We start from the raw sequence: 14,604 nt of genomic DNA, 5'->3' as shown, positions 1-14,604 counted from the left end.
CCACCGACGCAGTCGACGCTGCCGCCGGACGACCCTTCCCCTGAGGAGCAGGACATGACGAACAATCAACCCGAGATCGTGTTCGAGGAAGTCGACGGCGTCTACCGCGCCGTCGAGGACGAGACGACGACGAGTGACCCGACCGAGCGGCCGGGCAGTGACGCGGTGGCAGGGACATCGGCTTCCCCGCCCCTCGAGAAGCCGACGAGGACGAGCACGCACCCCTCGTCCGCGTCGGACGACGACGTGTCGAGAGCCCGCGTCGCACCGCGGTCAGCGACAGGGGCAGCCGCCGGGTCCGCGGGAGACTCGCCGCGAGGAGAGCTCGTCGTCGTCGACCCGGGCGGGAGCCTGCGGATCGTCGCCGCATCCGGCGTCGATCGGCCGGTGTCCGTCGTCCCGGAGGAGCGGATGGCGGCCGGCTCGGATTGGGGAAGCATCATCCACCGGATCCGCGAGAACGAGGAGGGCGGAGGCGTCGGTTCCGACACGGTCGTCGTCGCCCCCGGCGGCGGACTCGCACTGATCGGGAAGGGCGAGGCGGAGGCGCGGAACCTCAGCAGGGTTCCGGAGGTGCGGATGGCGGGTTCGCTGCTCGACGAGGCGTACGAGGTCAGCCGCCTCGATCCGGACAACGTCGAGGAGTGGGCCGATGTGCCGGGTCCCAGCGGGAGCATCGCCTGGAAGTTCGCGCTCAAGGCGCCCTGGCAGACCGGCCACTTCACATTCCTCACGTTCAAGAACCCCTCCCGCCGGAACAAGTGGGATCTGATTCCGATCTTCCCGAATCTGGACGACTCGTTCGGGCACTCGGTCCATCTCATCCCGCAGAAGTTCGGTTCCGAGACCGTGACGATCATCTGCGGACCGGGAGGCGAACCCGCCGAGTCGTTGACCGCGGTCCGGGGAGTCGCGGCGAAGTGGACCGCGTACACGTCGGCGCGGCTCGCCGGGCGCGATCCGGGGTTCTCCCTGTGAGCGCGCCCCGCATCCGGATGACGGATGGGGTGCTCACCGCCATCCACACGCATCTCGCCCAGGTGCCGCCGGAGCAGGGAGCCGCGCTGCTCGGTTTCGGAGGAATCGTGTCGCTGGCTCTGCTCGATGACGCCGGTTCCTACTCGGGATCGCACTGGGACATCAGCAGTGAACTGGGCCAGGTCGTACCGGGCCTCGAGAGCGCGGGCGCAGCGACCTGGATGGGGACGGTGCACAGCCACCCCCGCGGGGTCGTCAACCCTTCGGCGACCGACATCCGCTCGACGAGGACCATGCTGGATCTGAATCCGCACATCTCCTCGATGATCGTCGCGATCGTCACCGAGGGGTCGCCGACCCAGGTCGAGCACCTCCCGATCGGGGACACGCACCGCATGTCGCTGCACGTGGTCGGTGTCGTCGACGGCGAGACCGTCGTGCGTCCCCTCGCCGGCGAGGTGGTCCCTCTCGAGACCGCCTTCGCGGAGGTGGGCCTGGCCGTCGTCAGCGCTGTGTCCACCCGCGAGTGGTTGCGCGACCAGGAGGCTGTTCTCGGCGCTCTGCCGGTCAGCGTCGAGTGGCGCGGACAGACCTGCCTCGCGATCCCCGTCGTCGATGCGATCGCCGTCCTGATTCCGAGCGGCTATCCGACCGCCGGTCCGGTGATCGTCGAGTGGGCGGCGGACTCGGAGATCGTGCATCCGTCCCGCTGGGATCCGTCCCGGCGGCCGGAGCAGCAACTGACCGCTCAGCTGCGCTCCGCCCTGGGGCAGTCCGCCTCCGGGAGCAGGGAGCGGGTCGGACCCCTGGTCGGCGACCTCTCCGACCGCACGGCGGTCGTCGCCGGCCTGGGCTCGGTCGGCAGCCGGATGGCCGAGGACCTCGTGCGAGCGGGCGTCGGGCGGTTGCGACTCATCGATCCCGAGACGATCGAGGCGCCCAATCTGGCACGAACGGTCTACTCCAGCGACGATCTCGGGCGGCTCAAGACGGAGGCGCTCGCCGACCGGCTGCGGCTCATCGACCCGGCAGTGCACATCGAGACGTGGAGCGAGACTCTCGGCGCCCTCGACATCGCCGGGTCGATCGTCGACGCCGACCTCGTCGTCGGTGCGACCGACGACATGAAGGAGCAGCTCCGGCTCGCGCACTTCGCGTACCGCGCGGGCGTTCCGATGGTGTCGTGTGCTCTCTACCGAGGGGCGGAGGCGGGAGAGATCGTCGTCGCTGTGCCTGCGGCGGGGACCGCCTGCCTCGCCTGCTCGCTCGGCGACGGCGCCTCCCTCGCCACCCTCAGACCCCCGGCCGACTACGGGCTCGGCGGTCGGCTCACCGCGGAGCCGGGGCTGGGCGCGTCGATCCAGGTCGTCGCCTCCATGGCGGGTCTCGTCGCACTCGGGGTCCTGACCGGCCCTGGGACGAAGGTGGGCGACCTCGTCGCGGACGCGGTCGTCCGCCGTCAGACTCTCGCGATGATCGCGACCACGCCTCGATGGGATTTCTTCCCCGAGCTCTTCGGCGACGCCGGCCACCAGCTCGCCCCGCAGAGCGTGTGGATCGCCGTCGAGCGGTCCGCCGACTGCGCGGTCTGCGGTCCGGTCGAGGGGCGGGTGGGTCCGCTGGGCGCCTCGGGCCCGGCCCTCGCGGAGATGGTCGCGCACGCTCGCGCCGAGCTCGAGCCGAGCGGTCGGTCCGACAGTCCCGGCTGACCCGGCGCTCGACGAGGTGCACCGCGACGGAGGCCCCGGATCCCACGATCCAGGGCCTCCGTCGCGCGGAGAGGCACGGAACCTTCGAAACTCCTCATCGAAACCTTTTGACAGCCTGCTGGCGCGCTCGCAGGGTTGCGGAACAGGACACGACAGCTCAGCGGAGAGCTCGATCCCTTTCGGGCTCCCGCCGACGCCGGTACGACGATGTACAGGGAGCACCATGAACAGACTGATCCGCACGACCGTCACGGCGATCGGAGTGATGACCCTCGCGGGCACACTGCTCGCCCCGATCGCGCAGGGCGCAGAAGCGGAGCCGTCACGGCCCGCCGCCTCGTCCGCCCTCGAGGAGGGCGGCTCGACCACCGCCTCCGCACCGACCGTCTCGATCGGCTTCGAGACCGGCACCGAGGGCTGGACCCCTCGCGGCGACGGTGTCGCGATCGCCCCGAGCGCCGACGCCCGCACCGGCGGAGGGAGCCTCTCCGTCACCGGCCGCACCCAGCCCTGGCACGGCGCGGCGCTCGACGTCACCCCGCAGCTGGCGGTCGGCGTCGCCGTGCAGGTCTCGGTCTGGGCGAAGCTGACGACCGGCCCCTCCCCCTCCTCACTGAAGGTCTCGGTGCAGCGCGACAACGGCGGAGGCAGCGCCTACGAGGGCGTAGCCGGCGCCGCCGCGGAGGTCACGGCGGACGGCTGGACCGAGCTCACCGGCACCTACACGCTCGGCGCCGCCGCCGACCGCGTGCAGGTCTATGTCGAGGGCCCGGCGGGCGTCGACTTCGCGCTCGACGACTTCGCCCTGGCTCCCGTCGCCGAGGTGCCGATCCAGAGCGAGCTGCCGGCACTGAAGGACGTCCTGGGCGCCGACGGCATCGAGCACGTGGGCGTCGCCATCGATGCCCGCGAGACCGTCGGCACCGCCGCGGAGCTGCTCACCAAGCACTACAACGCCGTCACCCCCGAGAACGCGGGCAAGCCCGAGAGCGTCCAGCCCGTGGAGGGACAGTTCACGTTCACCCAGTTCGACCAGCTGCTCGACTTCGCCGACGCCAACGACCTCGAGGTCTACGGGCACGTCCTCGCGTGGCACTCGCAGACCCCGGAGTGGTTCTTCATGGACGGGACGCGACCGCTCACGAACAGCCGTGCCGACCAGGTGCTCCTCCTCAAGCGCATGAACGCGCACATCAAGGGCATCGCCGATCACCTCGACGAGCGCTACCCCGACGGGGACAGCCCCGTGTGGGCCTGGGACGTCGTGAACGAGACGATCGCCGACGGCGACACCGCGAACCCGCACGACATGCGCGACAGCCGCTGGTTCCAGGTGCTGGGCGAGAAGTACGTCGACGCGGCCTTCCGCCTGGCCGACTACTACTTCCCGGAGGCAGAGCTCTTCATCAACGACTACAACACCGAGATGCCCGAGAAGCGCGCCGACTACGTCGAGCTCGTCTCGGCACTGAAGAAGCGGAACGTGCCGATCGACGGAGTGGGCCACCAGGCGCACGTCGATGTCGCACGCCCGGTCGAGTGGCTCGAGGAGTCGATCCGAGCGGTCGACGCGATCGACCCCGACCTCCTCCAGGCGATCACCGAGCTCGACGTCAACGCCTCGACCGAGAACGCGGGCGCGGACGTCAGCGGTGCGCCGGTCGTTCCCTACTCGCCGGCCTTCGCGAACGACGAGGACGCGGCGGCCGAGGTCGGCTACTACTACCGCGACCTCTTCGACATGCTGACCGAGCGGAGCGACTCGATCGACTCCGTCACCTTCTGGGGCATCAGCAATGCGCGCACCTGGCTGCGGACGTGGCCCATCGCGCGCCCCTGGGAGCAGCCGCTGCCCTTCGACGACGACCTCCAGGCCGCCCCGGCGTACTGGGGCATCGTCGACCCGGCGCAGCTGCCGACCCGGCCCGCCGATGTGCTGGCACCGCGGATCGCGGACCAGTCCGACGTCAGGGTCTCCTCGAACAAGAAGAACGGGACGACGGTGAGCTATCCGACGCCCTCGGCGATCGACACCCTCGACGGGCCGGTCCCCGTGCAGTGCGACCCGGCGAACAGGCGCCTGTTCCCGATCGGCACGACCACGGTCGAGTGCACGGCGACCGATGCGGCGGGCAACACGCGCACGTCGACGTTCGACGTGATCGTCTCGAGGAGGTGACCGCGGCGCGTCGGCGGTGACGTCGGCGCCCCGAGTGGCCGGGTGCCCGTCCTCCACTCCGGAGGGCGGGCACTCGGCATCGACGGCCGGTCACGCTGAGCGGGGGGCGGGGCGGAGGCCGGTGCGGCACGCACTCGGGAACCGAGGAACACAAGCACTCGAGGAACACAGACACCCGAAGAACACAGACACCCGAAGAACACAGACACCCGAACAACACAGAAGGCCCGCTCTCTCGAGCGGGCCTTCTGTGTTGTGAGAACGTGGTGGATCCGAGGGGATTCGAACCCCTGACCTCTTCATTGCGAACGAAGCGCGCTACCAACTGCGCCACGGACCCGTGCCTTCCGAGCCGTCACCGGCCCGAACAACTCGTCAACACTAGCACGCGACGAGACGCGCACCCGACTGGCGGTCAGGCCCCGCGGCGGCGCTGCAGCGCCTGGTCGAGGTCGATCGCGTCGACGCCCTCGACGACGCCCATCGACGCGAAGCGCGACGACGGACGGGGCGCCTCGGGCGCCGGGGCGGTGGCCTTGGGGGTGCGGATCGGGGCGACCTCGGGAGCGGCCGCGGCCGCGCGCTGGGCGAGCTCCGCCTCCGCTGCCGCCGCGCGCAGGCGCTCGACCGCGTCGATCGAGGCCATGGCGCTGGCGGCGACGGTGCCGCGCGACAGGTAGAGGGGCTTCGGCAGCGGCTGCGGGGTCCAGCTGGGCGACTCGGCGGCGGGCACCTCGTCGTCGGCGACGGCCTCCTCGGCCAGCTCGGCCTCGAAGACCTCGGCGCGGCGACGCGCCACCTCGGCCGTGTCGGTCGCGACCGCAGCCGGAGCGGCCTGACGCCGACGACCGGGTGCGAGGACGATGAGCGTCCCGAGGCCGGCCGCGAGGACGAGCGCCCCCACCAGCGGGACCGCGCCGGTGCCGCCGAAGGGCAGCATCACGAGCCCGACGACCGCGGCGACGAGTCCGATCAGCACCGTGAGGGCCGCTCCCTGCCGCCAGCGCAGGGCGCTCCGGCCGGTCTGCATGCTCCGCCGCGTGCTCGCTGTCGCCTGCCGCAGCGCTTCGCGCGCCGCCTTCTCCGCCTGTGCCAGCTCCATCGCCTGTGCCTTCTCTTCGGCTCGTTGTCGTGTCTCGGTCACCCGGAGTCGACGCTGCTGCAGCGCGACCTCCCGGGCCGTCGCCTCCGCACGCACGTGCTCGGGCACCTCAGCGGTCTCGGCGAGGATGCGCAGCGTCTGCTGCAGCCTCACCGCGTTGCGCTCGGTCGCGTTGTACGACCGGCGGCGCACCCACGTGGGGATGAGGTAGGCGACCCAGAGAACGGCCGCGAGCGCCCAGACGACGCCCCCGCCCAACCAGTCGCTGCTCATGCGACCAACGCTAGGAGCAGGCGGCTCCCCCGTCCGTCATTACGGGTAGGTGTGTCCGTACGGATCGCGGATCAGCCGGGCCCCCGTCGAGGGGATACCCGCGCCGTCGGGCGGCCCGGACAGGCCAGAGCGCCGGGAGGCGCGCAGGTCGGCGTCGGTGGGCACGCCGACCTCGCTCGGCACCTGGCCGTCGAGGTAGCGGCGGAGGACGCCGCGGGGCACCTCCTCCGCCACGAGGGCGAAGCAGAAGTGGTCGCGCCAGTCGCCGTTGATGTGGATGAACCGGCGCCGCAGCCCCTCGTAGCGGAAGCCCAGCTTCTCGACGACGCGCAGGCTCGGACGGTTCTCGGGTCGGATGCAGATCTCGATCCGGTGCAGCCCCAGGTCGAAGAAGGCGTGGTCGGTCGCGAGGGCCACCGCGATCGGAGTGATGCCACGGCCGGCATAGCGCTCGGAGACCCAGTAGCCGATCGAACCGGAGGAGAGCGAGCCGTACCCGATGTTCGACACGTTCAGCTGCCCGGCGAGCTCGCCGTCCCACTCCACGAGGAAGGGCGCGCCGCCGCCGGCCCGCGCGTTCTGCTGCAGGGCGCGGATGCTCGCCCGCACGTCGAACGCCGCTCCACCGCGGGGGTCGGACGCCTCCCACTGCCGCAGCCACGCGCGGTTGGCGATGAGTTCGCGCTCGAGCGGACGGGCGTCCCTCACCCGGATCGGGCGGATGGTGACACGACCCTCGGAGAGCGTCGGTATCGGCAACGGCATGCCCCGACCCTACTGCGCGAGCGATCCTGTCAAGAGGACTGGACTCCGGCGCCGGAAGCGGTTCGTCGGAGCACGCGAGAACGGACGGGATCCCCGCCCTGGCAGGGATCCCGTCCGTTCTCGTGAGGCGCGGAGCTCAGAGGGTCGCGGCGAAGTCCTTGAGCCAGGGCTTGAGGTCGACCCCGAGGTCGTCGCGGTCGGAGGCGAGCTGCACGATCGCCTTGATGTAGTCGAGCTTGTCGCCCGTGTCGTAGCGACGTCCGCGGAAGACGACGCCGTAGACGCCGCCGAACTCGGCCGGATCCTGCGCCATGCGCTCGAGCGCGTCCGTCAGCTGGATCTCCCCGCCCTTGCCGGGAGCGGTCTCCTCGAGGACGCCGAAGACGTCGGGCTTCAGGACGTAGCGGCCGATGATGGCGAGATTCGACGGGGCGTCCTCCTTCGAGGGCTTCTCGACGAGACCGGTGATGCGCACCACGTCGTCCTCGTCGGTCGCCTCGACCGCGGCGCAGCCGTAGAGGTGGATCTGGTCGGGGTCGACCTCGAGCAGGGCGACGACCGTGGTGTCGCGCTGCTCGGCGACGTCGATCATGCGGGTCAGCAGCGGGTCGCGCGCATCGATGAGGTCGTCACCGAGGAGGACGGCGAACGGCTCGTCGCCGACGTGGCGCTGAGCGCGCGAGACGGCGTGGCCGAGGCCCTTCGGCTCGCCCTGACGCACGAAGTGCACGTCGGCGAGGTCGCTCGCGTACTTGACGTGGGCGAGCTTGGCGTCGTCCAGCTTCTTGGCCAGATTGTGCTCGAGCTCGGGGACCGAGTCGAAGTGGTTGGCGAGAGCGTTCTTGTTGCGCCCGATGATGACGAGGACGTCCTGGAGACCGGCGTCCGCCGCCTCCTCGACCACGTACTGGATCGCGGGCTTGTCGACGACGGGGAGCATCTCCTTCGGGATGGCCTTGGTCGCCGGCAGGAACCGGGTGCCGAGACCGGCGGCGGGGATGACGGCTTTGCGGATTCGAGTGCCCATGGGGCGTCATCGTAGCGGAGCCGGTGGTCGCGGATGTTTCCCCCGTCCCCTCGGGAGCGCGCTGGAGGGCACCCCGTCTCTCTGCGGGTCGCGTCGCGGGTCACCGCGGCGTCCCGCAAGGCCCGCGGAGGCGCCGCCCGGCCCCGATCTAGACTGAGCGCATGCCCGCCGACATCCCGCACGAGAAGCGCGCGCTCCGCGCGGAGCTGCGCGAACGCCGACGCAACCAGACCACGACGGCGCGCGAGCAGGCCGCCGCCCGCATCACCGACCACCTCATCGACCTGGCCACCGCCTCCGGTGCCCGCTCGATCGCGTGCTACCTCTCGGCGCCCGACGAGCCGAACACCCGGCCGTTCCTGGGCTGGGCCGAGAGCCACGGGATCCGCGTGCTCTTCCCCATCTCGCGCCAGGACGGCCTGCTCGACTGGGCCGTCGGCGACGGGCACACCGAGACGCAGGGCCTCTTCGGCATGCCCGAGCCGGTGGGCAAGCTGCTCGGTCCGATCGCGATCAACGACGTCGACCTCATCATCGTCCCCGCCGCAACCGTCGACCGCCGCGGCATGCGGATGGGCTGGGGCCGCGGCTACTTCGACAAGACGCTGGGCTCGATGGAGAAGTGCCCGCCGGTGTACGCCGTCGTCTTCGACAGCGAGTTCGTCGACCGGGTGCCGAGCGAAGTGCACGACCAGGCCGTCGACGGAGTCGTGACTCCCTCCGGCGTCGTCGACCTCCGCCGCTGACCCACCCTCTCACCTCACCACGACCGTCCTCCCGAGGAGCCCCCTGTGCCCACCTACTCCTACCGCTGCACCCAGTGCGGGAACGCCTTCGACATCCAGCAGAAGTTCACCGACGACACCCTGACCGAGTGCCCGAGCTGCCAGGGGGCGCTCCGCAAGGTCTTCAGCGCCGTGGGTGTCACGTTCAACGGCTCGGGCTTCTACCGCACCGACTCGCGCTCCTCGAAGGAGTCGTCGGGTGCCGGAGCGGGTTCGGGCGACGGAGCGAAGTCGGGCGACTCCGCGGGAGGCGCGGCGAAGCCGGCCGCGACCGGCGCGGGGAGCGGCGGGTCCGGATCGTCCTCGGGATCCTCCGGGTCGTCGTCCGCCTCCGGGTCGTCGTCGTCCGGGTCGTCGTCCTCCGGGTCCTCCTCCTCCGGGTCCTCCTCCTCCGGGAGCTGACCGACTCCGCGCACCACCTCCGCCCGCCGGCAGAAACGGAACCGATCATGATCAACGGCTTCAAAGAGTTCATCCTTCGCGGCAACGTCATCGACCTGGCCGTCGCCGTGGTCATCGGCGCCGCCTTCACCACGATCGTCAACGCCATCGTCACCGGGATCTTCAACCCGATCATCGGGCTGCTGTTCGACGCGTCGTCCCTCTCGGCTCTGAGCTGGGTCGTCCGCGAGGGCACGGGCGCAGAGGACGCGACCGTCATCGCGTACGGCGCCGTGATCTCGGCTCTCATCCAGTTCGTGATCGTCGCCTTCGTGCTCTACTTCGCCTTCGTCGTGCCGATCAACCACCTCAAGAACGCGGCTTTCAAGAAGAAGATGGACGACGCGCCGGCCGCCGAGGACAAGGCCCCGACCGAGCTCGAGCTCCTCGCCGACATCCGCGACCTCCTCGCGAACGGCGGCACGGCCACCACCGCCAACTCCGGCAAGCACGTGGACTGAATCGTTCTGTTCTTCCTCGCCTGCGGCGAGGAAGAACCGCGGTCGGCTCTCGGGGATGGTCGGGTTCTGCAGAGCGGGGTGCGGACGGTGCGTCCGAAACGCTGGCACGCGTTTCGGACGGCGCCTGCTCCTTCGGGAGGTCGCCCTCCGACGCTTCCGGTCGCCTCTCGAAGGGAGACGGGTCTCGAGACCCACCTGCCGGTGACGTCCCTCGTGGCGGGCGGCCGCTAGGGTCGGCGCATGGCGGGGTGGCGGGTGCGGGAGGCACGACACGACGACGCGGAGGAGATCGCGCGCGTCCACGTCGGCTCGTGGCGGGAGACCTATCGCGGCTCGCTCGTGACGGACGACGTCCTCGACGATCCCGAGCTCCTCCCCCGACGGGTCGCGTTCTGGAGGGCCGCTCTGACCGACTCCCGCTGGGCGGCGAACAGGATCGCGGTCGCGGAGCACGATGGCGCCCTGGTCGGGATCGCCATGTCCGGACCGGTGGACGGCGACGAACGGACGCACCTGCACGTGCTCTACCTGCTCGCGGAGCACCACGGGACCGGCGCCGGCGCCGCGCTGCTCGACGCTGTGCTCGAAGCCGCGGATCCGGCAGCGCTCTGGGTCGGCGATCCCGTCCCTCGCGCGCAGGCCTTCTACCGCCGGCACGGGTTCGTCGCGGACGGCAGCACCCGGGTCGAGGACGGCGTCCGGTCGATTCGGATGCTCCGGGGCTGAGTCGCCTGCACGACGAAGACGAGCGAGGCGGCCGGCGCCGGTCGGCCGCCTGCAGCCTCGGCGGACCGTCAGTAGTGCGGCGGCACGTCCTGACGCAGGCGCGCGTCGTTCGGGCCGCTGTCCGCGCGGACGGTCGGCGCCTCCGGGTCGGCGACGGGAGCGTCGTGGGGCGACGGGTCCGTCCCCGGCTTCGGGGGCAGGGTCGCCCTCCGGCCGCCGCGCGACCGCCGGAGCGGGCGGTCGGCGCCGGCGGGCGCGGAGCCGTCGCTCACGTCAGTCGCGCGGCAGCGGTGCGATCGGCTGCGTCTCGTTCTGCGCCGGGGAGGCTCCCGCTCCGGCCGGAACCTCGATCGGACCGGTCACCGCCTGGTCGGTCGGCGCCCCGATGAGCCCGGCGACCCGCGCGGCGACGGCCTCGGGGTCGGCGAACAGCTCGAAGTTGTGCACCCGGAGGTAGTGCCAGCCGAGTCGTCGCAGGAGCTCGGGCCGCAGCCGCAGCGAGACCCGGAGGCTCTGCGTGCTGACGTCGCGGTCGGTCTCGACGACCACCGCACGGGTCCCGTGCGCGGCGACGAGGGCGAGCTTGCCCTTGTGCCCGATGTTGACGCGGAGGCCCCTGCGTTCCAGGCGCGCGGCGAGGTCGACGAGCATCGGCTCGGAGTAGTCGTCGCGATCGCTCGGCTGGACGCGGTCCTCCGCCTCCTGCAGCACCTGCGCGAGCGCGACCATGCCGTAGCGCATGCGCGACTCGTCGATGTCTCCGGGGCGGAAGCACGACACGATGTCCATCGAGCGACGCGCCCTGGTCATGCCGACCGCGAGCAGACGCTCGCCGCCCGGCTCGGCGAGGGCGCCGAAGTTCGAGAGCAGGCGCCCGTGCGGCGTGCGACCGTAGCCGATCGAGAAGATGACCCGGTCGCGGCTCTGCGCGACCGACTGCTCCAGCGTCACGACGGCGAACGGCTCGGGCCGGTCGCCGAGGATGAAGTCGTTGAGGTCGGCGCGCTTGGCGAAGGCGGTGAGGACCGCCTGCTGCACCCGCACGGCGTGCCGGGGGCTCGCGGTGATGACCATCAGCGACTCCCGAGGCCGGATGACCGCGTGCTCGAGCACCAGCTCGACCACCTTCGCGACCTCGGCGTCGACCGACTCGACCGCTCCGGAGTCGTTCTCGGGCATGCCGTGCCCGCTTGCGATGTAGTGGAAGCGGAGGGAGTCGTGACCGAGGAACGACCCCGCCCACGGCAGGGAGTCGATGCGCCCGCCGTAGAAGCGGCGGTTCACGAGCTCGGCGAGGTCCTCGCCGCCCGCGCGGTAGCTGCGGGTGAGGGTGACGGTGTTCAGCAGCTCGCCCAGGCGCGCGAGCGCCGACTGCGCGTGCAGCGCCTCGACGTCAGTGCGCGAGGCTGCGGTGCCGAACTCGACCGCCTCGTCGACCCGGAGGCCGAACGGGGTCGGCGTCTGGGTCACCGGGTCGCCGAACGCGACGACCTGCTTGGCCCGGCGGATCGCTCCGACGTTCTCGGCGAGCGTCGTGGCCCCGGCGTCGACGAGGAACACGGCGTCGAAGGTCGTCTCGGTGCCGATCCGGTGCACCTCGTAGGGCGACGCGAGCCAGGCCGGGGCGAGGACGCGGGAGAGGTGCGGTGCGGCCTTCTGCAGCTCCTGCGGAGTCGTCGCCGACTCGGTGCGCAGGAGCGCACGCAACGCGTCGCGCTCCTGGGGCCAGTCGACCAGGCCGATCTTCCAGGTCTCGGACAGCTTCCAGGCGAGCAGCTCGGAGCTCGAGGCGGCGTGCGCCTCGTCGACGAGCTTGAAGTCGGCCTCGAGGCGGTCGAGCACGCCGGTGTTCCCGCCGAGCAGCGCGCGCTCGTCGGTGAGCATGATCTCGAGAGCCGAGCGCCACCAGGCGAGGTCGAGCTCGATGGCGACGAGCTCGGCGGGCACGTGGCGCCGTGAGAGGTCGGTCAGGAGGGGGTCGAGGCCCCACTCGCGCAGCGTCGAGAGCAGCGTGGTCCGCTCCTGCAGGTTCGCGAGCACCTCGCTGTCCTCGGCGAGCCCCGAGACCATCGAGAGCAGCTCGGCGAGCGGGAGGGAGGCGAGCTGGTCGTTCCCGCCGCGGCGACCGAGCGGCTCGTCGAGCCGTCCGAGCTGATCCGAGACCTGCTGGTAGGCGACCTGCACGTCGGCGACGCCCACGGGCACCTCCGGAACCGTGCCGGCGACCGCGTAGCGCTGCCACAGCGTCCGCTGCTGCGCGACCCGGCGGAGTGCGGCGTTGAGGTCGGTGACGTGGGCGCCCGGCCGCATGTACTCGCGGGCGAGCTTCTTCAGGCGGCGGCGGTTCGTCGACGACATCTCCGCCGCGTCGCGCCGGGGCGAGGTCGCCACGATGAGGTCCTGGATCGAGCGGTCGAAGACGGCCGGCTGGAACTTGTCGAGGGTGTCGCGCACGTCCTGCAGCAGGCGCAGGTAGATGCCGAGCTCGGCGACCGACTCGAAGGGCCGCATCCGGGTCTGGCCGATCACGTCCTGCGCGCGGTCGAGCAGGCGCGGGAGGTCGCGCAGGTGCAGGCGCTTGGCGAGGTCGTGCGCCGCCTCGGCGTCGGTGGTGGACTCGAACTGGGCGCCGTACCAGGGCGAATCGCCCGGTCCGTAGCGGAACTCGCCGAGCCGCGCCGACTCGATCAGCATGCGCGTCGCCTCCGGACGGCTGTGAGCGAGCGCGGTGACCGCGCGGCGGTCGAGGCGGGCCGTGGTCGACGGAGGCGTGCGCAGCTGCGAGAGGCGCGCCAGCTCCTCGAGAGCCTGCAGCGCCGACACCGAGAAGCTGCCGTCGCGGCGGGAGAGGGCCCCGCGGTAGTCGAGCAGGACCTTCCGCAGACGCAGCAGCGCGTCGTCGATCTCGCTCACCGAGGGGCGCGAGGCCTTCTCGTTGCGCCCGATCGACTGGATCAGATCGCGACGGAGGGTGCGCGGACCGACGGCGATGCCGCCGAGGCCGGCCGAGAGCAGGCGCTGGTGGATGCTGTCGAGGCTCGAGCGGCGGGCGCTGACGACGAGGACGCGCTTGTGCTGGGCGGCCAGGGCGCCGATCGCGTTGACGATCGTCTGCGTGCCTCCGGTGCCCGGGAGCGTCTTCACGACGAGCGAGTTGCCGGCCGCGATGTTCGCGATGACCTGCTCCTGCTCGGCATCGGCGTCGAGGAGGAGGTTGTCGGTCGCGGGCGGACGCTCGTCCTGCGGGATGATCGACGCCACCTTCTGCGACTGCTGCAGGGCGCGCTTGGCGGCGGGGTTGCCGGCGACGGCGTCGAGCACGGGGTGCTCGAGCATCTTCGCGTCGCGGAGCATGTCGCCGGCGACATCGGCGAAGCTCGACACCACGAGGCGCGGGTGCACCGCGAACCAGGGCAGGTGCGAGGTCAGCCCGCGGAGCTGGTCGATGACCGGCTGGGGCTTGAAGACGCCGTTCTGGACCGCGAGCTCGACGAACTGCTCCGGATCGATCGTGATCCCGAACTGCTGCTTGAGGGCGCGGGCGAGCTGCGGGTTGAAGTAGGGCTGGCCCTTGAGCTTGAGCTCGAAGTCGCGGCCGTAGCGGCGGATCGCGAGAGGCCGCAGCAGGACGGGAGCGGTGAACTCGGTCTCTCCGGCGCGCCACTGCGCGAGGCCGATCGCCAGGTGGACGCCCTCGATGCCGCGCACCGAGCGCAGCTCGATCCCCTTGTCGGTGATGGCCGCCGCGGCGTTCTTCGCGGTCCGCAGCGCCAGCTCGTCGCGGATCAGCGACGAGAGGAGGGTCGTCTTGCCCGAGATGAAGGGCGGCAGGCCACCGGGGTGCGTGGTCGAGAGCTCGATCCGCGTACGCGGCGAGTCGACGAAGTGCAGGAGCGGCGACGGACCGCCGACCCTGGCGAGCTCCTCGCGCCACGACTGCCACACGGGATCGGCGACGTTGCCGCTCTGGTAGCCCGCTTCACCGCTCGTCACCTGGACGGGCGACGTGGCGTTCGGGGGCAGCCGGAGGGCGGACGCCTCCCGCGGATCACCGGATTCGGCTGAGGTCGCCGCCGGTCCGGCTCCTGGGAAATCGTCGACGCGTTGCACACGGCAACCCTAAACCGGGTACATCCGAAAGGCCGTAGCGACGCGGAG

The 14,604-nt window shown here is 71.4% G+C and carries 12 protein-coding genes and 1 tRNA gene; 7 read left to right on the top strand and 6 right to left on the bottom strand.

What is annotated here, in order from left to right; all coding sequences use genetic code 11:
• The first annotated feature begins 54 nt into the window (after positions 1 to 54).
• The 3 genes from B9Y99_RS03755 (at position 55) to B9Y99_RS03745 (ending at position 4,866) form a co-directional block, all read left to right on the top strand.
• Complete coding sequence (locus B9Y99_RS03755) at positions 55 to 978, top strand: hypothetical protein (protein WP_085475231.1); 924 nt, start codon at positions 55 to 57, stop codon at positions 976 to 978.
• A gap of 29 nt (positions 979 to 1,007) precedes the next feature.
• Positions 1,008 to 2,687 (top strand): ThiF family adenylyltransferase, encoded by a 1,680-nt coding sequence (locus B9Y99_RS03750; protein ID WP_165759526.1) that lies wholly within the window; start codon positions 1,008 to 1,010, stop codon positions 2,685 to 2,687.
• A gap of 223 nt (positions 2,688 to 2,910) precedes the next feature.
• A complete protein-coding gene (locus tag B9Y99_RS03745; protein WP_085475229.1) occupies positions 2,911 to 4,866 on the top strand; it encodes an endo-1,4-beta-xylanase in 1,956 nt (651 codons plus the stop codon).
• Between the two features lie 264 nt (positions 4,867 to 5,130).
• Here B9Y99_RS03745 and B9Y99_RS03740 read toward each other — a convergent pair.
• From B9Y99_RS03740 to galU, 4 genes are all read right to left on the bottom strand, one after another.
• Positions 5,131 to 5,206, bottom strand: a tRNA-Ala gene (locus B9Y99_RS03740).
• 75 nt (positions 5,207 to 5,281) lie between these two features.
• A complete protein-coding gene (locus B9Y99_RS03735) occupies positions 5,282 to 6,241 on the bottom strand; it encodes an AAA family ATPase (protein WP_085475228.1) in 960 nt (319 codons plus the stop codon).
• Positions 6,242 to 6,280: 39 nt separating this feature from the next.
• Entirely contained in the window at positions 6,281 to 7,006 is a 726-nt protein-coding gene (locus B9Y99_RS03730; protein WP_085475227.1) for a GNAT family N-acetyltransferase, read from the bottom strand.
• A gap of 136 nt (positions 7,007 to 7,142) precedes the next feature.
• Positions 7,143 to 8,033, bottom strand: coding sequence for a UTP--glucose-1-phosphate uridylyltransferase GalU (galU, locus tag B9Y99_RS03725; RefSeq protein WP_085475226.1), 891 nt, complete (start codon positions 8,031 to 8,033; stop codon positions 7,143 to 7,145).
• A gap of 161 nt (positions 8,034 to 8,194) precedes the next feature.
• Between galU and B9Y99_RS03720 the strand changes: the two genes are divergently transcribed.
• From B9Y99_RS03720 to B9Y99_RS03705, 4 genes are all read left to right on the top strand, one after another.
• Positions 8,195 to 8,779: a 5-formyltetrahydrofolate cyclo-ligase gene (locus B9Y99_RS03720; protein WP_085475225.1), complete on the top strand. Its 585-nt coding sequence runs from the start codon at positions 8,195 to 8,197 to the stop codon at positions 8,777 to 8,779.
• A gap of 45 nt (positions 8,780 to 8,824) precedes the next feature.
• Entirely contained in the window at positions 8,825 to 9,220 is a 396-nt protein-coding gene (locus B9Y99_RS03715; protein WP_085475224.1) for an FmdB family zinc ribbon protein, read from the top strand.
• A gap of 47 nt (positions 9,221 to 9,267) precedes the next feature.
• Positions 9,268 to 9,720: a large conductance mechanosensitive channel protein MscL gene (gene mscL / locus B9Y99_RS03710; RefSeq protein ID WP_129587879.1), complete on the top strand. Its 453-nt coding sequence runs from the start codon at positions 9,268 to 9,270 to the stop codon at positions 9,718 to 9,720.
• Between the two features lie 240 nt (positions 9,721 to 9,960).
• A complete protein-coding gene (locus B9Y99_RS03705) occupies positions 9,961 to 10,446 on the top strand; it encodes a GNAT family N-acetyltransferase (RefSeq protein WP_085475223.1) in 486 nt (161 codons plus the stop codon).
• Positions 10,447 to 10,514: 68 nt separating this feature from the next.
• Here B9Y99_RS03705 and B9Y99_RS03700 read toward each other — a convergent pair whose 3' ends face one another.
• Complete coding sequence (locus B9Y99_RS03700; protein ID WP_085475222.1) at positions 10,515 to 10,718, bottom strand: hypothetical protein; 204 nt, start codon at positions 10,716 to 10,718, stop codon at positions 10,515 to 10,517.
• 1 nt (position 10,719) lies between these two features.
• On the bottom strand, positions 10,720 to 14,439 hold the full coding sequence (locus B9Y99_RS03695) for a DEAD/DEAH box helicase (RefSeq protein WP_244274757.1): 3,720 nt from the start codon (positions 14,437 to 14,439) through the stop codon (positions 10,720 to 10,722).
• Positions 14,440 to 14,604 lie beyond the last annotated feature (165 nt).

This window comes from Rathayibacter oskolensis (genome assembly GCF_900177245.1).
GTDB classification, from domain to species: Bacteria; Actinomycetota; Actinomycetes; order Actinomycetales; family Microbacteriaceae; genus Rathayibacter; species Rathayibacter oskolensis.
Note: the sequence above shows the minus strand (reverse complement) of the source record. Positions and strands in the feature narration are given on the sequence as shown.

Excerpts from the sequence above, each read along its gene's own strand:
- B9Y99_RS03755 (WP_085475231.1), top strand. The coding sequence starts at position 55 with ATGACGAACAATCAACCCGAGATCGTGTTCGAGGAAGTCGACGGCGTC.
- B9Y99_RS03745 (WP_085475229.1), top strand. The coding sequence starts at position 2,911 with ATGAACAGACTGATCCGCACGACCGTCACGGCGATCGGAGTGATGACC.
- B9Y99_RS03735 (WP_085475228.1), bottom strand. The coding sequence starts at position 6,241 with ATGAGCAGCGACTGGTTGGGCGGGGGCGTCGTCTGGGCGCTCGCGGCC.
- B9Y99_RS03730 (WP_085475227.1), bottom strand. The coding sequence starts at position 7,006 with ATGCCGTTGCCGATACCGACGCTCTCCGAGGGTCGTGTCACCATCCGC.
- galU (WP_085475226.1), bottom strand. The coding sequence starts at position 8,033 with ATGGGCACTCGAATCCGCAAAGCCGTCATCCCCGCCGCCGGTCTCGGC.
- B9Y99_RS03720 (WP_085475225.1), top strand. The coding sequence starts at position 8,195 with ATGCCCGCCGACATCCCGCACGAGAAGCGCGCGCTCCGCGCGGAGCTG.
- mscL (WP_129587879.1), top strand. The coding sequence starts at position 9,268 with ATGATCAACGGCTTCAAAGAGTTCATCCTTCGCGGCAACGTCATCGAC.
- B9Y99_RS03705 (WP_085475223.1), top strand. The coding sequence starts at position 9,961 with ATGGCGGGGTGGCGGGTGCGGGAGGCACGACACGACGACGCGGAGGAG.